The organism is Variovorax sp. ZS18.2.2 (genome assembly GCF_024701975.1).
GTDB lineage: Bacteria > Pseudomonadota > Gammaproteobacteria > Burkholderiales > Burkholderiaceae_C > Variovorax.
On the sequence record NZ_JANLNM010000007.1, the window covers coordinates 260,454 to 273,542 of the forward strand.

Genomic DNA, 13,089 nt, shown 5'->3' on the forward strand with positions numbered 1-13,089 from the left:
GCGTAAGTTCATGCGCGGCATGCGCAGGGCGCGCAAGAGGGTATCAGTCGCCTTTTCCAGCGTTCAGACGGCGCAGTTCGCGCAGCTTTTCGCCGATGCGGATTTCGAGGCCACGGTCCACGGGCTCGTAGAAGACCTGCCCTTCCAGCCCCTCGGGAAGGTAGTTTTCGCCGGCGGCGAAACCGCCCTCCTCGTCGTGGGCGTAGCGGTAGCCCTTGCCGTAGTCGAGCTCCTTCATGAGCTTGGTGGGTGCATTGCGCAGGTGCATGGGCACCGGTCGCGTGCTGTCCTTCTTGATGAGGGCGCGCACGGCGTTGTAGGCCTTGTAGACGGCGTTCGACTTGGGTGCGATGGCGAGGTACACGACGCATTCGGCCAGCGCGAGCTCGCCCTCGGGCGTGCCCAGGCGCTCGTAGACCTCGGCCGCATCGAGCGCCAGGCGCAGCGCGCGCGGGTCGGCCAGGCCGATGTCTTCGCTCGCCATGCGCACGAGGCGGCGCGCCATGTAGCGCGGATCGGCTCCGCCGTCGAGCATGCGCACGAACCAGTAGAGCGCGGCATCGGGGTCGCTGCCGCGCACCGACTTGTGCAGCGCACTGATGGTGTCGTAGAACTGCTCGCCGCCCTTGTCGTAGCGCCGCATGCGCTCGCCGAGCACGCGCAGCAGCCATTCGTCGCCGATGTTCTCCAGCTTCTCGGCGCGGGCCGCGACGGCCAGTGTCTCGAGCGTGTTGAGCAGGCGGCGCGCGTCGCCGTCGGCATAGGCGACGAGCCGGTCGATGGCCGCCTCGTCGATGGCCGGGACCGCCTGGATCGATTGCGCCTTGGCGACGATCTGCTTGAGATCGCCCTCTGTGAGCGGCTGCAGCACGTACACCGCAGCCCGCGACAGCAAGGCCGAGTTGACCTCGAACGAGGGGTTCTCGGTGGTCGCGCCGATGAAGGTGAAAAGCCCCGACTCCACATGCGGCAGGAAGGCGTCCTGCTGGCTCTTGTTGAAGCGGTGCACCTCGTCGACGAAGACGATGGTGCGCTGCTGCTCCAGGCCATCGCGCGCAGCCGTGGCGCGCTCGACGGCCTCGCGGATGTCCTTCACGCCGCCCAGGACCGCGCTGATGCTCAGGAACTGTGCGTCGAAGGCGTCGGCCATCAAACGCGCGATGGTGGTCTTGCCGGTGCCCGGCGGCCCCCAGAGGATGCAGGAATGCGGCTGGCCCGACTCGAAGGCGATGCGCAACGACATGCCCGGGCCGAGCAGGTGCTGCTGGCCGATCACTTCGCCGAGCGTCTTCGGGCGAAGGCGCTCGGCAAGGGGTTGGTGGGAACTGATGGCCAAACCTTGTAGCGATTACTGCTTGACGACGTCGGCGCCGGCGGGCGCCTTGAAATCGAACACGCTGGCGGCGAGCGAGGGATTCACCTCGACCTTGCTGAACTTGAGCACCGAGCGCTGGCCGAAGCTGTCGAGGATTTCGAGCGCCGCGAGGGCATCGCCCTGGAAGCCGACCAGCACGCTTTGCAATTGGCCGTCCTTGTTCTTTGGGGTGGCCTTGACCCATTCGAGGCCGTCGCGCTCGGGCGCGGCTTCGAGCGTGAAATCGGCTTGCAGCGCGCGCAGATCGGGCGCCGCGGCAATCAGCGCCGCCGGGGTGGAACCCAGCGCCTGCGCCTGGGCGCGCTGCGTGACCTGGTTCAGGTCGGCGTCGTAGAGCCACAGCGTCTTGCCGTCGGCCACGATGCTCTGGGCAAAGGGCTTGCGGTAATCGAACTTGAATTTGCCGGGGCGCTGGAATTCGAAGGTGCCGGTCGATGTCTTGACGCGGCCGGGCTGGCCTTCGCGCGATGGCGCGGTCACGGTCTGGGTGAATTCGGCGCGGCCCGATTTGACCGTCTTAACGAAGGTCTCGAGGCTTTCAAGGCCGCCGGCCCAGGCGTTGGCGGAGCAGAGAAGACCGATCAGTAGCCAATGGCGGATTTTCAATTTGGATTCCTCGGAAAAGCTGTTGCATTGGGCATCGACCCTACTCGCCGCGAATTGCGGCATGTGTAGGTCTTCATGAAGATTTGCAATGCCGGCGAGCGCTTCTGCAAATTGCCTTTCAGCACGTAACCGGAATTGCGAGCCGCTGTCGCGTCAATTGTTTATTCGGTGCGCGAGGGCACCAGGATTTCACGTTGGCCGCTGCCGCTCATGGCGCTCACGAGGCCGGCCTTTTCCATGTCCTCGACGAGGCGCGCGGCGCGGTTGTAGCCGATCTTCAGATGGCGCTGCACCAGCGAGATGCTGGCCTTGCGGTTCTTCAGCACGACCTCGACCGCCTGGTCGTACATCGGATCCTTTTCTGCATCGCCGCCGCCACCGAGCAGGTCGCCGTCGTCGCCATCGACCGTGCCGCCTTCGAGCACGCCCTCGATGTAGTCGGGCTCGCCCTGGCTCTTGAGGTAGGCCACCACGCGGTGCACTTCCTCGTCGCTCACGAAGGCACCGTGCACGCGGATCGGCAGGCCGCTTCCGCTGGCCATGTAGAGCATGTCGCCCATGCCCAGCAGCGCCTCGGCGCCCATCTGGTCGAGGATGGTGCGGCTGTCGATCTTGGAGCCCACCGAGAACGCGATGCGCGTGGGGATGTTGGCCTTGATGAGGCCGGTGATCACGTCCACGCTGGGCCGCTGCGTGGCCAGAATCAGGTGGATGCCGGCGGCGCGCGCCTTCTGCGCGAGGCGGGCAATGAGCTCCTCGATCTTCTTGCCCACCACCATCATCAGGTCGGCCAACTCGTCGATCACCACCACGATGTGCGGCTCGCGCTTGAGCGGCTCCGGATCGTCCGGCGTGAGGCTGAAGGGGTTGTAGATGAACTCCTCGCGCGCCTTGGCTTCGTCGATCTTGGTGTTGTAGCCGGCCAGGTTGCGCACGCCGAGCTTGCTCATGAGCTTGTAGCGACGCTCCATCTCGGCCACGCACCAGTTCAGGCCGTGGGCCGCCTGGCGCATGTCGGTGACCACGGGCGCCAGCAGATGCGGAATGCCTTCGTAGACCGACATTTCGAGCATCTTCGGGTCGATCATCAAGAGCCGCACATCGCGTGCCTCGGCCTTGTAGAGCAGCGACAGGATCATGGCGTTGATACCCACCGACTTGCCCGAGCCGGTGGTACCGGCCACCAGCACGTGCGGCATCTTCGCGAGGTCGGCCACCACGGGGTTGCCGATGATGTCCTTGCCGAGGCCCATGGTGAGCATCGACTTGCCTTCGTTGTAGATCTGCGAGCCCAGGATTTCGCTGAGCTTGATCGACTGGCGCTTGGCGTTCGGCAATTCCAGCGCCATGTAGTTCTTGCCGGGGATCGTTTCAACCACGCGGATCGACACCAGCGAGAGCGAACGCGCGAGGTCCTTGGCGAGGCCCAGGATCTGCGAGCCCTTGACGCCAGTGGCGGGCTCGATCTCGTAGCGCGTGATCACCGGGCCCGGCGAGGCAAGCACCACACGCACCTCGACGCCGAAGTCCTTGAGCTTCTTCTCGATCATGCGCGAGGTCATCTCGAGCGTATCGGCGGACACGGTTTCCTGACGCACCAGTGCCGCATCGAGCAGGTCGACCTGCGGCAGCTTGCTGTCGGGGAGCTCCTTGAAGAGCGGCTTCTGGCGCTCCTTGACGACGCGATCGCTTCGGGGCACCTCGGTCATCGCGGGCTCGATCTGCACCGGCGGCGACGGCGGACGGCGCTTGGGACGCGGCTCGATGAGGATCTCTTCGTCGTCGGGGAAATCGGTGGTCATGGCGGGCTCGCCGCCCTTGCTGCCCGAATCGCCGCGCGTGAACGCAGGCTCATCGGCTTCGGCGCGCTCGCGGGCGGCCTGCTTGCCCATGGCGATGTCGGCGGCCATTTCGCGTTTCTCGCGGCGCGACTCGAAGAGCGAATAGGCGCGGGCACCGATGCGCTCGGCAATCAGGCTCCACGAGAAACGGAAGACCAGCGCCGAGCCGATCACGCCGCCGGCAATGGCGACCAGCGCCGAACCGGTGAAGCCCATCCATCGCACGCTGGCCGGCCCCACGAGATAGCCGAGCGCACCGCCGCCCGAACCCGGCAGGTGCGATTCGAGCCGGTACAGGCGCGACCATTCGAGCATGGTGCTCGCGCACAGCAGCAGGATGAGGCCGAACCAGAACGCGAGGCGGCTGCGATTGAAGCGGCCGCGAGGGGGCTGCTCGGCCGGTGCGGCTTCACCGCCGCGCAGCCAGTTGGCCAGCGAAGACAACCAGGCACGCAGGCCGGCTGCGAGGCACCACCAGACGGAATAGCCGGCCGCGTAGTAACTGCCATCGGCCAGCCAGGCGCCGATGCGGCCGCCCCAGTTCTTGATTTCGCCACCGGTGCCCGAGGTCGACCAGGCGGCGTCGGAAGGCGTGAAGCTCAGCATCGCGAGCAACCAGAACAACAGCGCTGCGAATCCGGCGATCAGCGTGATTTCGTGGGCGAAGCGCATGGCGCGCACGCGCACGGGTTGCCCATCGGCGGCAGAAGAAGATTGAAGCGTATTGAGCGAATAGGTCATGAAAAACACGGCACCCGGCCCTGGGAATCGGAGGCCGGACGCCCGAACACTACAACAAAAGACCGGGGCCGCCAGAAGCGCCCGGCCCGAAGGCTCACGTGAGCGTCAGCAGCCGTTCCTTGACGATCATCGCGCCATCGTCCAGGGTCTGAACGAAACCGCGCTCTTCCAGATCCTTCATCACGCGGCTCACCATTTCGCGCGAAGCACCGACCATCTTGGCCAGGTCCTGGCGGGAGATCTTGTCGCGCACCTTGAGGTTGCCAGCGCCGTCGTCGACGGCGAATTCGAGCAACGAGCGGGCTACGCGGCCGTAGACGTCCATCAGCGCGAGGGACTCGATCTTCCGGTCGGCATGGCGCAGGCGCTGCACCAGGCCGCGCATGATGTTGTAGGCCATCGAGGAGTTCTCGGGCAGGCAGCGCGCAAATGCATCGCGGCCGAGCATGAGGACGTCGCACTGGATCTCGGTGCGCACCGTGGCCGAGTGCGGCTCGTCGTCGATCAGGCTCATTTCGCCGAGGTAGTCGCCGGGGTGCAGCGTGGCCAGGATGACCTCGCGGCCCCGGCTGTCGGCACTGGTCACGCGGGCTCGCCCAGTGAGGATGATGTAGAGCGCATCGGACTTCTTGCCCTGCTCCACGACAACTTCGGCGCGCTTGAAGCGCTTCTTGATGATCGCATCCGCGATGCTTGCGGACTGCGTGGCCGTCAACGACGCGAACAAAGGAACGCGCCGAAGCAATTCAAGGTTGGACAGCATCGACATTTATCAATCCCTGAGACAGCGCGCGGAGTTGGTCCAGAAGTCAAGCCAATGGATTACTACAATCGCGCGCATTGAAAACACCGTGCACCCGGTTGTTGAACCGGGCGGTGATACTCCATATATATCGCTACCACCCTGAAAATGTACACGCTGACGCAGCGTATATCCTAGGTTTTCTATTCATGTCTGCTCCCCAACACGCCAAGGTTTTGATTCTCGGCTCCGGCCCCGCCGGCTATACCGCGGCCGTCTATGCGGCCCGCGCAAACCTGCAGCCTTTGCTCATCACGGGCATTGCCCAGGGCGGTCAGTTGATGACCACCACTGAAGTCGACAACTGGCCGGCCGATGTGCATGGCGTGCAAGGTCCGGAGCTGATGCAGCGCTTTCTTGAGCATGCCGAACGCTTCAAGACGCAGATCGTTTTCGACCACATCAACAAGGTCGACCTGAGCAAGCGCCCCTTCACCCTGACCGGCGACAGCGGCACCTACACCTGCGATTCGCTGATCATCGCCACGGGTGCATCCGCCAAGTATCTGGGCCTGGATTCGGAACAGAAGTTCATGGGCCGCGGCGTCTCCGCCTGCGCAACCTGCGACGGCTTCTTCTATCGCGAGCAGGAAGTCTGCGTGATCGGCGGCGGCAACACGGCCGTCGAGGAAGCGCTGTACCTGGCCAACATTGCGAACAAGGTCACGCTGGTGCATCGCCGCGACAAGTTCCGCGCCGAGCCGATCCTGATCGACAAGGTCAAGGAGAAGGTCGCCGAAGGCAAGATCGTGCTGAAGCTGCACAACGAACTTGACGAAGTGCTGGGTGACGGCACGGGCGTGACGGGCATCCGCATCAAGAACACGCAGACCGGAGAGACCGAGCAGATCGATCTCAAGGGCTGCTTCATCGCCATCGGGCACCACCCGAACACCGACATCTTTCAGGGCCAGCTGGAGATGAAGGACAACTACATCCTGACCCGCTCCGGCCTGCAGGGCTTTGCCACGATGACCAGCATTCCAGGCGTCTTCGCCGCCGGCGATGTGCAGGACAACGTGTACCGCCAGGCCATCACGAGCGCTGGTACGGGCTGCATGGCTGCCCTGGACGCCCAGCGCTTTCTGGAGCAGGACGGCACCCTCTAAATCCGGGCGCGGCCCAAAAGGGCTATAATCCGAGGCTTTGCCGAAACAGGGCTCTCTCGCGGGGGCTCGCTGCGTTCAGGCAAAGCCGGGGTACCGCCACCCGTTTCTGGCGAGGTCAAGCTGCAAAACACCCGCGATCGCCACGATTGCACCGGTGCCAGCTGTTCAAGAAAGAGTGTCCACATGGCACGCGTATGCGACGTAACGGGCAAAGGCCCGATGGTCGGAAACAACGTTTCCCACGCCAACAACAAAACCAAGCGCCGGTTCCTGCCGAACCTGCAATACCGCCGTTTCTGGGTCGAGACTGAAAACCGCTGGGTTCGCCTGCGCGTTTCGAGCGCTGCACTGCGCCTGATCGACAAGAACGGTATCGACGCCGTGCTCGCAGACCTGCGCGCACGCGGCCAAGCTTAAGGAGCTGAATCATGGCAACGAGCAAAGGCGGACGCGAAAAGATCAAGCTGGAATCCACTGCGGGTACCGGCCACTTCTACACGACCAGCAAGAACAAGAAGACGATGCCTGAAAAGATGTCGATCATGAAGTTCGACCCGAAGGCACGCAAGCACGTCGAATACAAGGAAATCAAGCTGAAGTAATTCAGCCTTGGTTCTGCAAACAAAAAACCCGCTGCTTACCCAGCGGGTTTTTTGTTGCCCGTCGATTTGCATTGGCCCGCCAAACCATTGCGGCAATACCACCCCGTAAATACGACGGACACAAAAAAGCCGACCCAAGGCCGGCTTTCTTATTGCGAGGCCAAGCCTCTCAGGCGCGCGCAGCGCGCAAGCGCGTCGAGAATTCGCGCAAACCTGCAATGCCGCTGGCCTCGGCACGATGGCACCAAGCTGCCAGATCGGCCGCCAGTTGCTCGCGCGACTGCGAGGTGTTCAGCCAGAGCTGACGCAATTCTTCGCGCATCGTCACCATCTTGTCGAGCACAGGGTGTGCTGCACGTGCCTGCACGATGTGCGTGCGGGCCGATGCGGGCACCTTGTCGTCGTCGCGGTGCAGCCAGCGCTTGGCTGCCTTGAGCACCGACAGATCGGCGCCCTTGGTCTTCAGCAGGGCCAGTTCTTCGCTGGTTGCACGACGCATTTCGCGGGCGAAACCGGCCATGACTTCGTAGCGATTGGCGATGACGGCCTCGAGCGTCTTCTCGTTGGCCACGGGCTGGATGTCGCCCATCTGCATCTTCGGCGGCACCTTCTTGACCTTGGCCCAGCCGATGGCCTGCATCGCCTGGATGTAGATCCAGCCGATGTCGAACTCGTACTTCTTGACCGAGAACTTGGCCGACGTCGGGTAGGTATGGTGGTTGTTGTGCAACTCTTCGCCGCCGATGATCAGGCCCCAGGGCATGATGTTGCGGCTGGCATCAGGTGCCTCGAAGTTGCGGTAACCCCAGTAGTGGCCGATGCCGTTGATGATGCCGGCGGCGGTGATCGGAATCCAGAGCATCTGGACGGCCCACACGGCCATGCCGAGCGTGCCGAACAGCGCCAGGTTGATCACCAGCATCAGGCCCACGCCTTGCCAGCTGTAACGCGAATACAGGTTGCGTTCGATCCAGTCATCGGGCGTGCCGTGGCCGTAGCGATCGATCGTGTCCTTGTTCTTCGATTCCTTGCGATACAGCTCCGCGCCGCGCCAGAACACCTCGTCGATGCCCTTGACCTGCGGGCTGTGCGGGTCTTCCTGAGTTTCGCACTTGGCGTGGTGCTTGCGGTGAATGGCAACCCATTCCTTGGTCACCATGCCGGTGCCGAGCCACAGCCAGAAGCGGAAGAAATGCGAAGGAATCGGGCCCAGATCCATGGCCCGGTGCGTTTGCGTACGGTGCAGGAAAATCGTGACCGCAGCGATCGTGATGTGCGTGGTGACGAGCGTGTACAACACGACTTGCCACCATGTGATGTCCCACAAGCCGTGTCCGAGCCATTGGATGGCCGCATTGAGAACGGCAGAGTCAGGAAGCAACATTGAGTCAGGTACTCCATAGCCACACGAAGGTGCAGCCTCAAGATAACCAGCGATTTTAAGGCGACAGCGTCAAAACGAGGCCGTTTACCCTTCAGGAAAAGCGCTGATTAACCCTAGTTTGGAGTCCTGCCCCTATTTGCGGTTCCACACGGCCGCGAAGAAACCGTCGGTCGAATGGCGGTGCGGCCACAGGCGCAGGTAGCGCCTTCCGTCCGCGCCACCGGCGCAAAGCGCCTCGAAACCGTCTACTTTGAGCCCCTGCAACAGTTCCGCAGCGTCCTGGGGCTCGAAATCGGGGTTGGCGGCGCCAAAAGCTTCGGCAATGGCCTCGTTTTCCTCCGGCAGCACGCTGCAGGTGGCGTAAACCAGCCGGCCGCCCGATTTCACAAGCCGGGCCGCGCTTTGCAGGATGGCCGTCTGCTTGACCGTCAATTCCTCTACCGACTTGGGCGACTGGCGCCATTTCAGGTCGGGATTGCGCCGCAGCGTCCCAAGCCCCGAACAAGGTGCGTCGACCAGCACCCGGTCGATCTTTCCCGCCAGGCGCTTGATCCGGTCGTCCCGCTCATGGGCGATGGCGGCCGGATGGACGTTCGAGAGCTTGCTGCGCGCCAGCCGTGGCTTGAGCGCGTCGAGCCGATGCGCCGAAGTGTCGAAAGCGTAGAGCCGCCCGGTATTTCGCATCGTGGCACCGATCGCCAGGGTCTTGCCGCCGGCGCCGGCGCAGAAATCGACCACCATCTCGCCGCGCTTGGCGTCCAGCAGCAATGCGAGCAATTGGGAGCCCTCGTCCTGCACCTCGAAGGCGCCACGAGCGAACGCGTCCAGCTTGGTCAGCGCCGGCTTGCCTTCGATGCGCAAGCCCCAGGGCGAAAACGGCGTCGCTTCAGATTTGATAGCAGCCTTCGCAAGCTCCGCCTTCACTTCCGCCCGCTTGTCGGTCAGCGCATTGACGCGCAGATCGAGCGGCGCCGGCTGCTGCAGGCTTTCGACCAGCGGCCAGAACCCGTCGCCGAGCTGTGCCTTGAGCGGCGCCACCAGCCACTCCGGCAGGTTGTGGCGATGGCGCTCCAGCAGATCGTCCGGCTTGACGGCATCGCAGTTGTCGAGCCAGCGCTTCTCGGTGTCGTTGAGCGCGCTCTTCAGAAAATCGCGCGGCCCGTGAAAGCCGAGGATCGCCATGCGGCGCTCCTTCGAGCCACTGCCCGAGGGAGAGAGATGGTCGAACAGGAGCTTCTTGCGAAGCACGGTGTAGACCGTCTCAGCCAGCGTCGCGCGCTCGCGCGGGCCGAACTCGCGGTGGTCGCGAAAGAAGCGGGAAACGACCTGGTCGGCCGGGTGATCGAATTTCAGGACAAGGCCCACCAGATCGGCGGTGGCCTCCAACAGGGCTTTGGGGTGCATCCCCTGATTGTCTCAGGCGCCCGCCGTGCTAGGCCTCGCGCGTCCAGACCGCCCCGAAAGCGTGCTGCTCGATGTCCGCCAGCGTGGGCGAATGCCCAGCCCAAAGCACCAGCGCGGCGCCCGGCAGAGTCAGCGTCTGCTCAAGCTGGCGACACAGCTGCCAGCGGTCGTCGTCGTCGAGTCCCGGCAGTTCGACGAACACGATGTAGGCGCGGCGCCACGGAAATTCACGCAGGTTCTTGCGCACCAGCCAGGCGCGCGACACGGGAAGGCAGCGAACGAGATCCGCCTTCAATTCGCCCAGCTCATGGTCGTTCAGGTCGTGCCGCCCGATCTGGCTGAAGAACGGCGTCTCGGTGATTTCCTCCCAGGCGCGCGCCTCGGCCTCTTCCGCCTCCTTGAGCCGGCCGCGCCACAGTTTCAGCGCTTCTTCGTCGTGCGACCCAGCGTCGGGGTCTTCCAGCGAAGCGACGGCGCTCTTGGCCGCCCACCAGCGGCTGGCGGCGCCGGACTCGTGCAGCCGCTCGAGCACCGCGAGCCGGCCGGCGCGATCGTTCACGGGCAGCATCTGGACCAGCCCGCGCAGCGCCCCCGGGTGCTCCGGCGCGATGCGCAACGCGCTCTCGTAGCGCACGCGCACCGGCGCCGCCGGATCGAGCCGGCGCTCGGAATCGGCCCACTCGACCATTTCGTCGGGCGTGTTGCGCTCACCCCGTGCCGCCAATACCGCGATGCGCTCGCGGATGCGCGCGCGGTGCGCATGGTGCTGCTTCCAGTCGCCGGCGTGGGCGCGGCGCCACTGGTTGTCGAAATGCCCGATCCATTTCGCGCTGTCAGCCAGGAAATCGAGCGCCGGCCGCTCCGACCACGGCGGCAGGGCCGCCTTTTGTCCGAGCGCTTCCAGCCGGTCGCGCAGCACCGGATGGGTGTCGTCCAGGTCGCTGACGCGGCGCATCGCCTCGCGCAGCGCCTGGCGGGCGAAATCGTCGCTCGGCGGTGCGTGGGCGAGCTTGCGCAGGGCCGCAAAGGGCCCCGGGGCTTGCGGCTCCAGTTCGGCGCGGGCCCAGTGCGAAGGCCAGAACTCGTTGGCGTACCAGTTGCCCTTGATCGCGATCTCGGTCAGCGCGGCGGCCGCCACCGCGGTGCCCAGCAGCCGGCCCGAAATGCGGTCGGCCTCGTACTCGTCCTGCCGGGCCAGCGCGAAGGTCTTCGCCGCGAAGCGCGGGAAATACCAGCGGAAAAAGGCCTGCGACACCAGCGCCATCACGCCTTCGTCGCGCTGCAGGCTCGCGTCCAGCTTGAGCCAGGAGAGCCGCGTCCGGTAGATCCAGGCACTCAGCTTCCCGTGGTTGCCGCGCAAATGGCCGTACTCGTGCGCCAGCACCGACAGCAACCGCTGCCGGTTCAGCATCATCAAAAGAGGCAGGCCGATGCTGAGCGAGTTGACCGCGCCGCCGAACAGTCCGAAGCGCGGCACCTGGCGAATGCTGGCGTTGAAATCGTCGTCGAGGAAGACGCGATGGACCGGCGGCCCCTTGATCTTGCTGCGGATGCGGTCCAGCGCCTCGAAGAGCGCCGGCGCATCCTCCCGAAAGAGCTCCTTGCCCTCCGGCTCCTCGAAGCGCACCCAGAGTGCGCGCACCGTGGCCCAGAGCAGCCCCAGGGCAAAGACCAGCAGCCAGCCGCGCGATACGCTGAAGCGCTCGCGCCCGAGGGACGAGGCCACCCAGGCGATGATGCCCACCGAGAGTCCGAGGCAGCCCAGCACCCAGAGATAGCCGAGCGCGGCGAACGCCGCCACGCTGCGCCGGTAGCGCGCGCTGTTGTCGGCACTGGCATGCTCGCTCAGTCGAACCAGGTGAACAAAATCCGCGCGATCCATTCGACTCCCGTCAAATCAAGCACCGACCGTTTTTGAAGAAAGAAGCTCCCGTTGAACGACAACGACCTGCCACCCCTGATCGAAACGCCTCCAGGCCGCTACCGCCACTACAAGGGCGGCGAATACGAAGTCCTGGGCACCGTGCGCCACAGCGAGACCCTGGAGCCCATGACGCTGTATCGCGCGCTTTACGGGGCCCACGGCCTCTGGGTCCGCCCCGCCGCAATGTTCGGCGAAACGATCGAAATCGACGGCGTGGTGCAGCGCAGGTTCGCGCCGATCTAGCCGGGCTGGCGGGACACGGGTCAGCCGCAGCCGACCTCGGTCACGCGGTTGCGCGCATCGACGTGGAGGTTGAGCCGCCCGCCGTTGAATTCCATCGTGACGGCCTCACCCGGCTTCAGCGTGCGGACGATTCCCGCGCCGGACCGGGCCCGGACCGCAGCTTCGAGTTGCGGCGTCAGAGGCTGGCCGACGGCGAACCTGGCGCCATCGACATTGCATTGGTAGACGGGCTCCGTCCGCGCAGCGGGAGCCGGGGCGGGTGCAGGTGCGGGCACCGGTGCCGACGCCGCACAGCCCGCCACGAGAGCAGCTCCGGCGACGGTCATCAGCAGGGTTGGGTATTTCTTCTTCACTTCGAACTCCCGAAAACCCGTCAATATAAACAAAATTAACGAATGTGACGTGATGTATCCGCGAGCCATCCGGCAATGGCGCGCGGATACAACTGATGCTCCTGCGCCAGCACCCTGCCCGCCAACGTGGCAGCGGTGTCGTCGGGCAGCACGGGCACCACGGCCTGCGCGAGGATCGGCCCGTGGTCGAGTTCGGTGGTGACCTGGTGCACGGTCACGCCGGCCACCTTGCAACCCGCGTCGATGGCGCGCTGATGGGTATGAAGCCCCGGAAAGGCCGGCAGCAGCGAGGGATGGATGTTCACCAGCCGCCCCGCATAACGCCCGACGAAGCCCGGCGTCAGGATGCGCATGAACCCCGCCAGCACCACCAGCGCCGGCGAATGCGCGTCAACGACCTTCGCCAGCGCCTCGTCGAAGGCTTCCCGGGTCGGAAATTCCTTGTGCGGGACGACTTCGGTGGCAATGCCATGCGTCTTGGCAAACGCCAGCCCGCCAGCTTCGGCCTTGTTGCTCACGACCGCCGCAACGCGCGCGCCGAATCGCTCGGCCCAGCGGTCGCGCTCGGCGGCACGCACGATGGCCGCCATGTTGGAGCCGCCGCCGGAAATCAGGATCACGATGTTCTTCATGGGAGGGCGGGATTATCCGTGTACGGCGGCCGCCGCCGGGCCGCCCCAAGGCGAGCCGCGCCTCCCCCTCGGG

The 13,089-nt window shown here is 64.9% G+C and carries 13 protein-coding genes; 4 read left to right on the plus strand and 9 right to left on the minus strand.

Features of this window, described 5'->3' with window-relative positions:
* Positions 1 to 43: 43 nt before the first annotated feature.
* The 4 genes from NU688_RS24925 to NU688_RS24940 all read right to left on the minus strand — a co-directional run bounded on the left by NU688_RS24925 (position 44) and on the right by NU688_RS24940 (position 5,332).
* Complete coding sequence (locus NU688_RS24925) at positions 44 to 1,336, minus strand: replication-associated recombination protein A (protein WP_257863507.1); 1,293 nt, start codon at positions 1,334 to 1,336, stop codon at positions 44 to 46.
* 12 nt (positions 1,337 to 1,348) lie between these two features.
* A complete protein-coding gene (lolA, locus tag NU688_RS24930; RefSeq protein ID WP_042580842.1) occupies positions 1,349 to 1,981 on the minus strand; it encodes an outer membrane lipoprotein chaperone LolA in 633 nt (210 codons plus the stop codon).
* A 161-nt stretch (positions 1,982 to 2,142) separates the two neighbouring features.
* Complete coding sequence (locus NU688_RS24935) at positions 2,143 to 4,563, minus strand: DNA translocase FtsK (protein ID WP_257863508.1); 2,421 nt, start codon at positions 4,561 to 4,563, stop codon at positions 2,143 to 2,145.
* 94 nt (positions 4,564 to 4,657) lie between these two features.
* Entirely contained in the window at positions 4,658 to 5,332 is a 675-nt protein-coding gene (locus NU688_RS24940) for a Crp/Fnr family transcriptional regulator (protein ID WP_013539844.1), read from the minus strand.
* A 182-nt stretch (positions 5,333 to 5,514) separates the two neighbouring features.
* Here NU688_RS24940 and trxB point away from each other — a divergent pair, with 182 nt between their 5' ends.
* The 3 genes from trxB (at position 5,515) to rpmG (ending at position 7,076) form a co-directional block, all read left to right on the plus strand.
* A complete protein-coding gene (trxB, locus tag NU688_RS24945; RefSeq protein ID WP_257863509.1) occupies positions 5,515 to 6,474 on the plus strand; it encodes a thioredoxin-disulfide reductase in 960 nt (319 codons plus the stop codon).
* A gap of 183 nt (positions 6,475 to 6,657) precedes the next feature.
* On the plus strand, positions 6,658 to 6,891 hold the full coding sequence (rpmB, locus tag NU688_RS24950) for a 50S ribosomal protein L28 (RefSeq protein ID WP_007830293.1): 234 nt from the start codon (positions 6,658 to 6,660) through the stop codon (positions 6,889 to 6,891).
* A gap of 11 nt (positions 6,892 to 6,902) precedes the next feature.
* The gene (gene rpmG / locus NU688_RS24955) at positions 6,903 to 7,076 is read left to right on the plus strand and encodes a 50S ribosomal protein L33 (RefSeq protein ID WP_007830291.1); all 174 of its coding nucleotides are present in this window, start codon (positions 6,903 to 6,905) and stop codon (positions 7,074 to 7,076) included.
* 169 nt (positions 7,077 to 7,245) lie between these two features.
* Here the strand turns inward: rpmG and NU688_RS24960 are convergent, their stop codons facing one another.
* The 3 genes from NU688_RS24960 to NU688_RS24970 all read right to left on the minus strand — a co-directional run bounded on the left by NU688_RS24960 (position 7,246) and on the right by NU688_RS24970 (position 11,746).
* Positions 7,246 to 8,460 carry a fatty acid desaturase gene (locus NU688_RS24960; RefSeq protein ID WP_257863511.1) on the minus strand — a complete coding sequence of 405 codons (1,215 nt, stop codon included), beginning with the start codon at positions 8,458 to 8,460 and terminating at the stop codon, positions 7,246 to 7,248.
* A gap of 132 nt (positions 8,461 to 8,592) precedes the next feature.
* Positions 8,593 to 9,864, minus strand: a complete 1,272-nt coding sequence (locus NU688_RS24965) for an RsmB/NOP family class I SAM-dependent RNA methyltransferase (protein ID WP_257863512.1) — start codon at positions 9,862 to 9,864, stop codon at positions 8,593 to 8,595.
* A 28-nt stretch (positions 9,865 to 9,892) separates the two neighbouring features.
* Complete coding sequence (locus NU688_RS24970) at positions 9,893 to 11,746, minus strand: M48 family metallopeptidase (RefSeq protein ID WP_257863513.1); 1,854 nt, start codon at positions 11,744 to 11,746, stop codon at positions 9,893 to 9,895.
* 51 nt (positions 11,747 to 11,797) lie between these two features.
* Here NU688_RS24970 and NU688_RS24975 point away from each other — a divergent pair, with 51 nt between their 5' ends.
* On the plus strand, positions 11,798 to 12,031 hold the full coding sequence (locus tag NU688_RS24975) for a DUF1653 domain-containing protein (RefSeq protein ID WP_257863514.1): 234 nt from the start codon (positions 11,798 to 11,800) through the stop codon (positions 12,029 to 12,031).
* A 20-nt stretch (positions 12,032 to 12,051) separates the two neighbouring features.
* Here the strand turns inward: NU688_RS24975 and NU688_RS24980 are convergent, their stop codons facing one another.
* Entirely contained in the window at positions 12,052 to 12,384 is a 333-nt protein-coding gene (locus NU688_RS24980) for an I78 family peptidase inhibitor (RefSeq protein ID WP_374684685.1), read from the minus strand.
* Between the two features lie 35 nt (positions 12,385 to 12,419).
* Complete coding sequence (gene purN, locus NU688_RS24985; protein WP_257863515.1) at positions 12,420 to 13,016, minus strand: phosphoribosylglycinamide formyltransferase; 597 nt, start codon at positions 13,014 to 13,016, stop codon at positions 12,420 to 12,422.
* Positions 13,017 to 13,089: the final 73 nt, after the last annotated feature.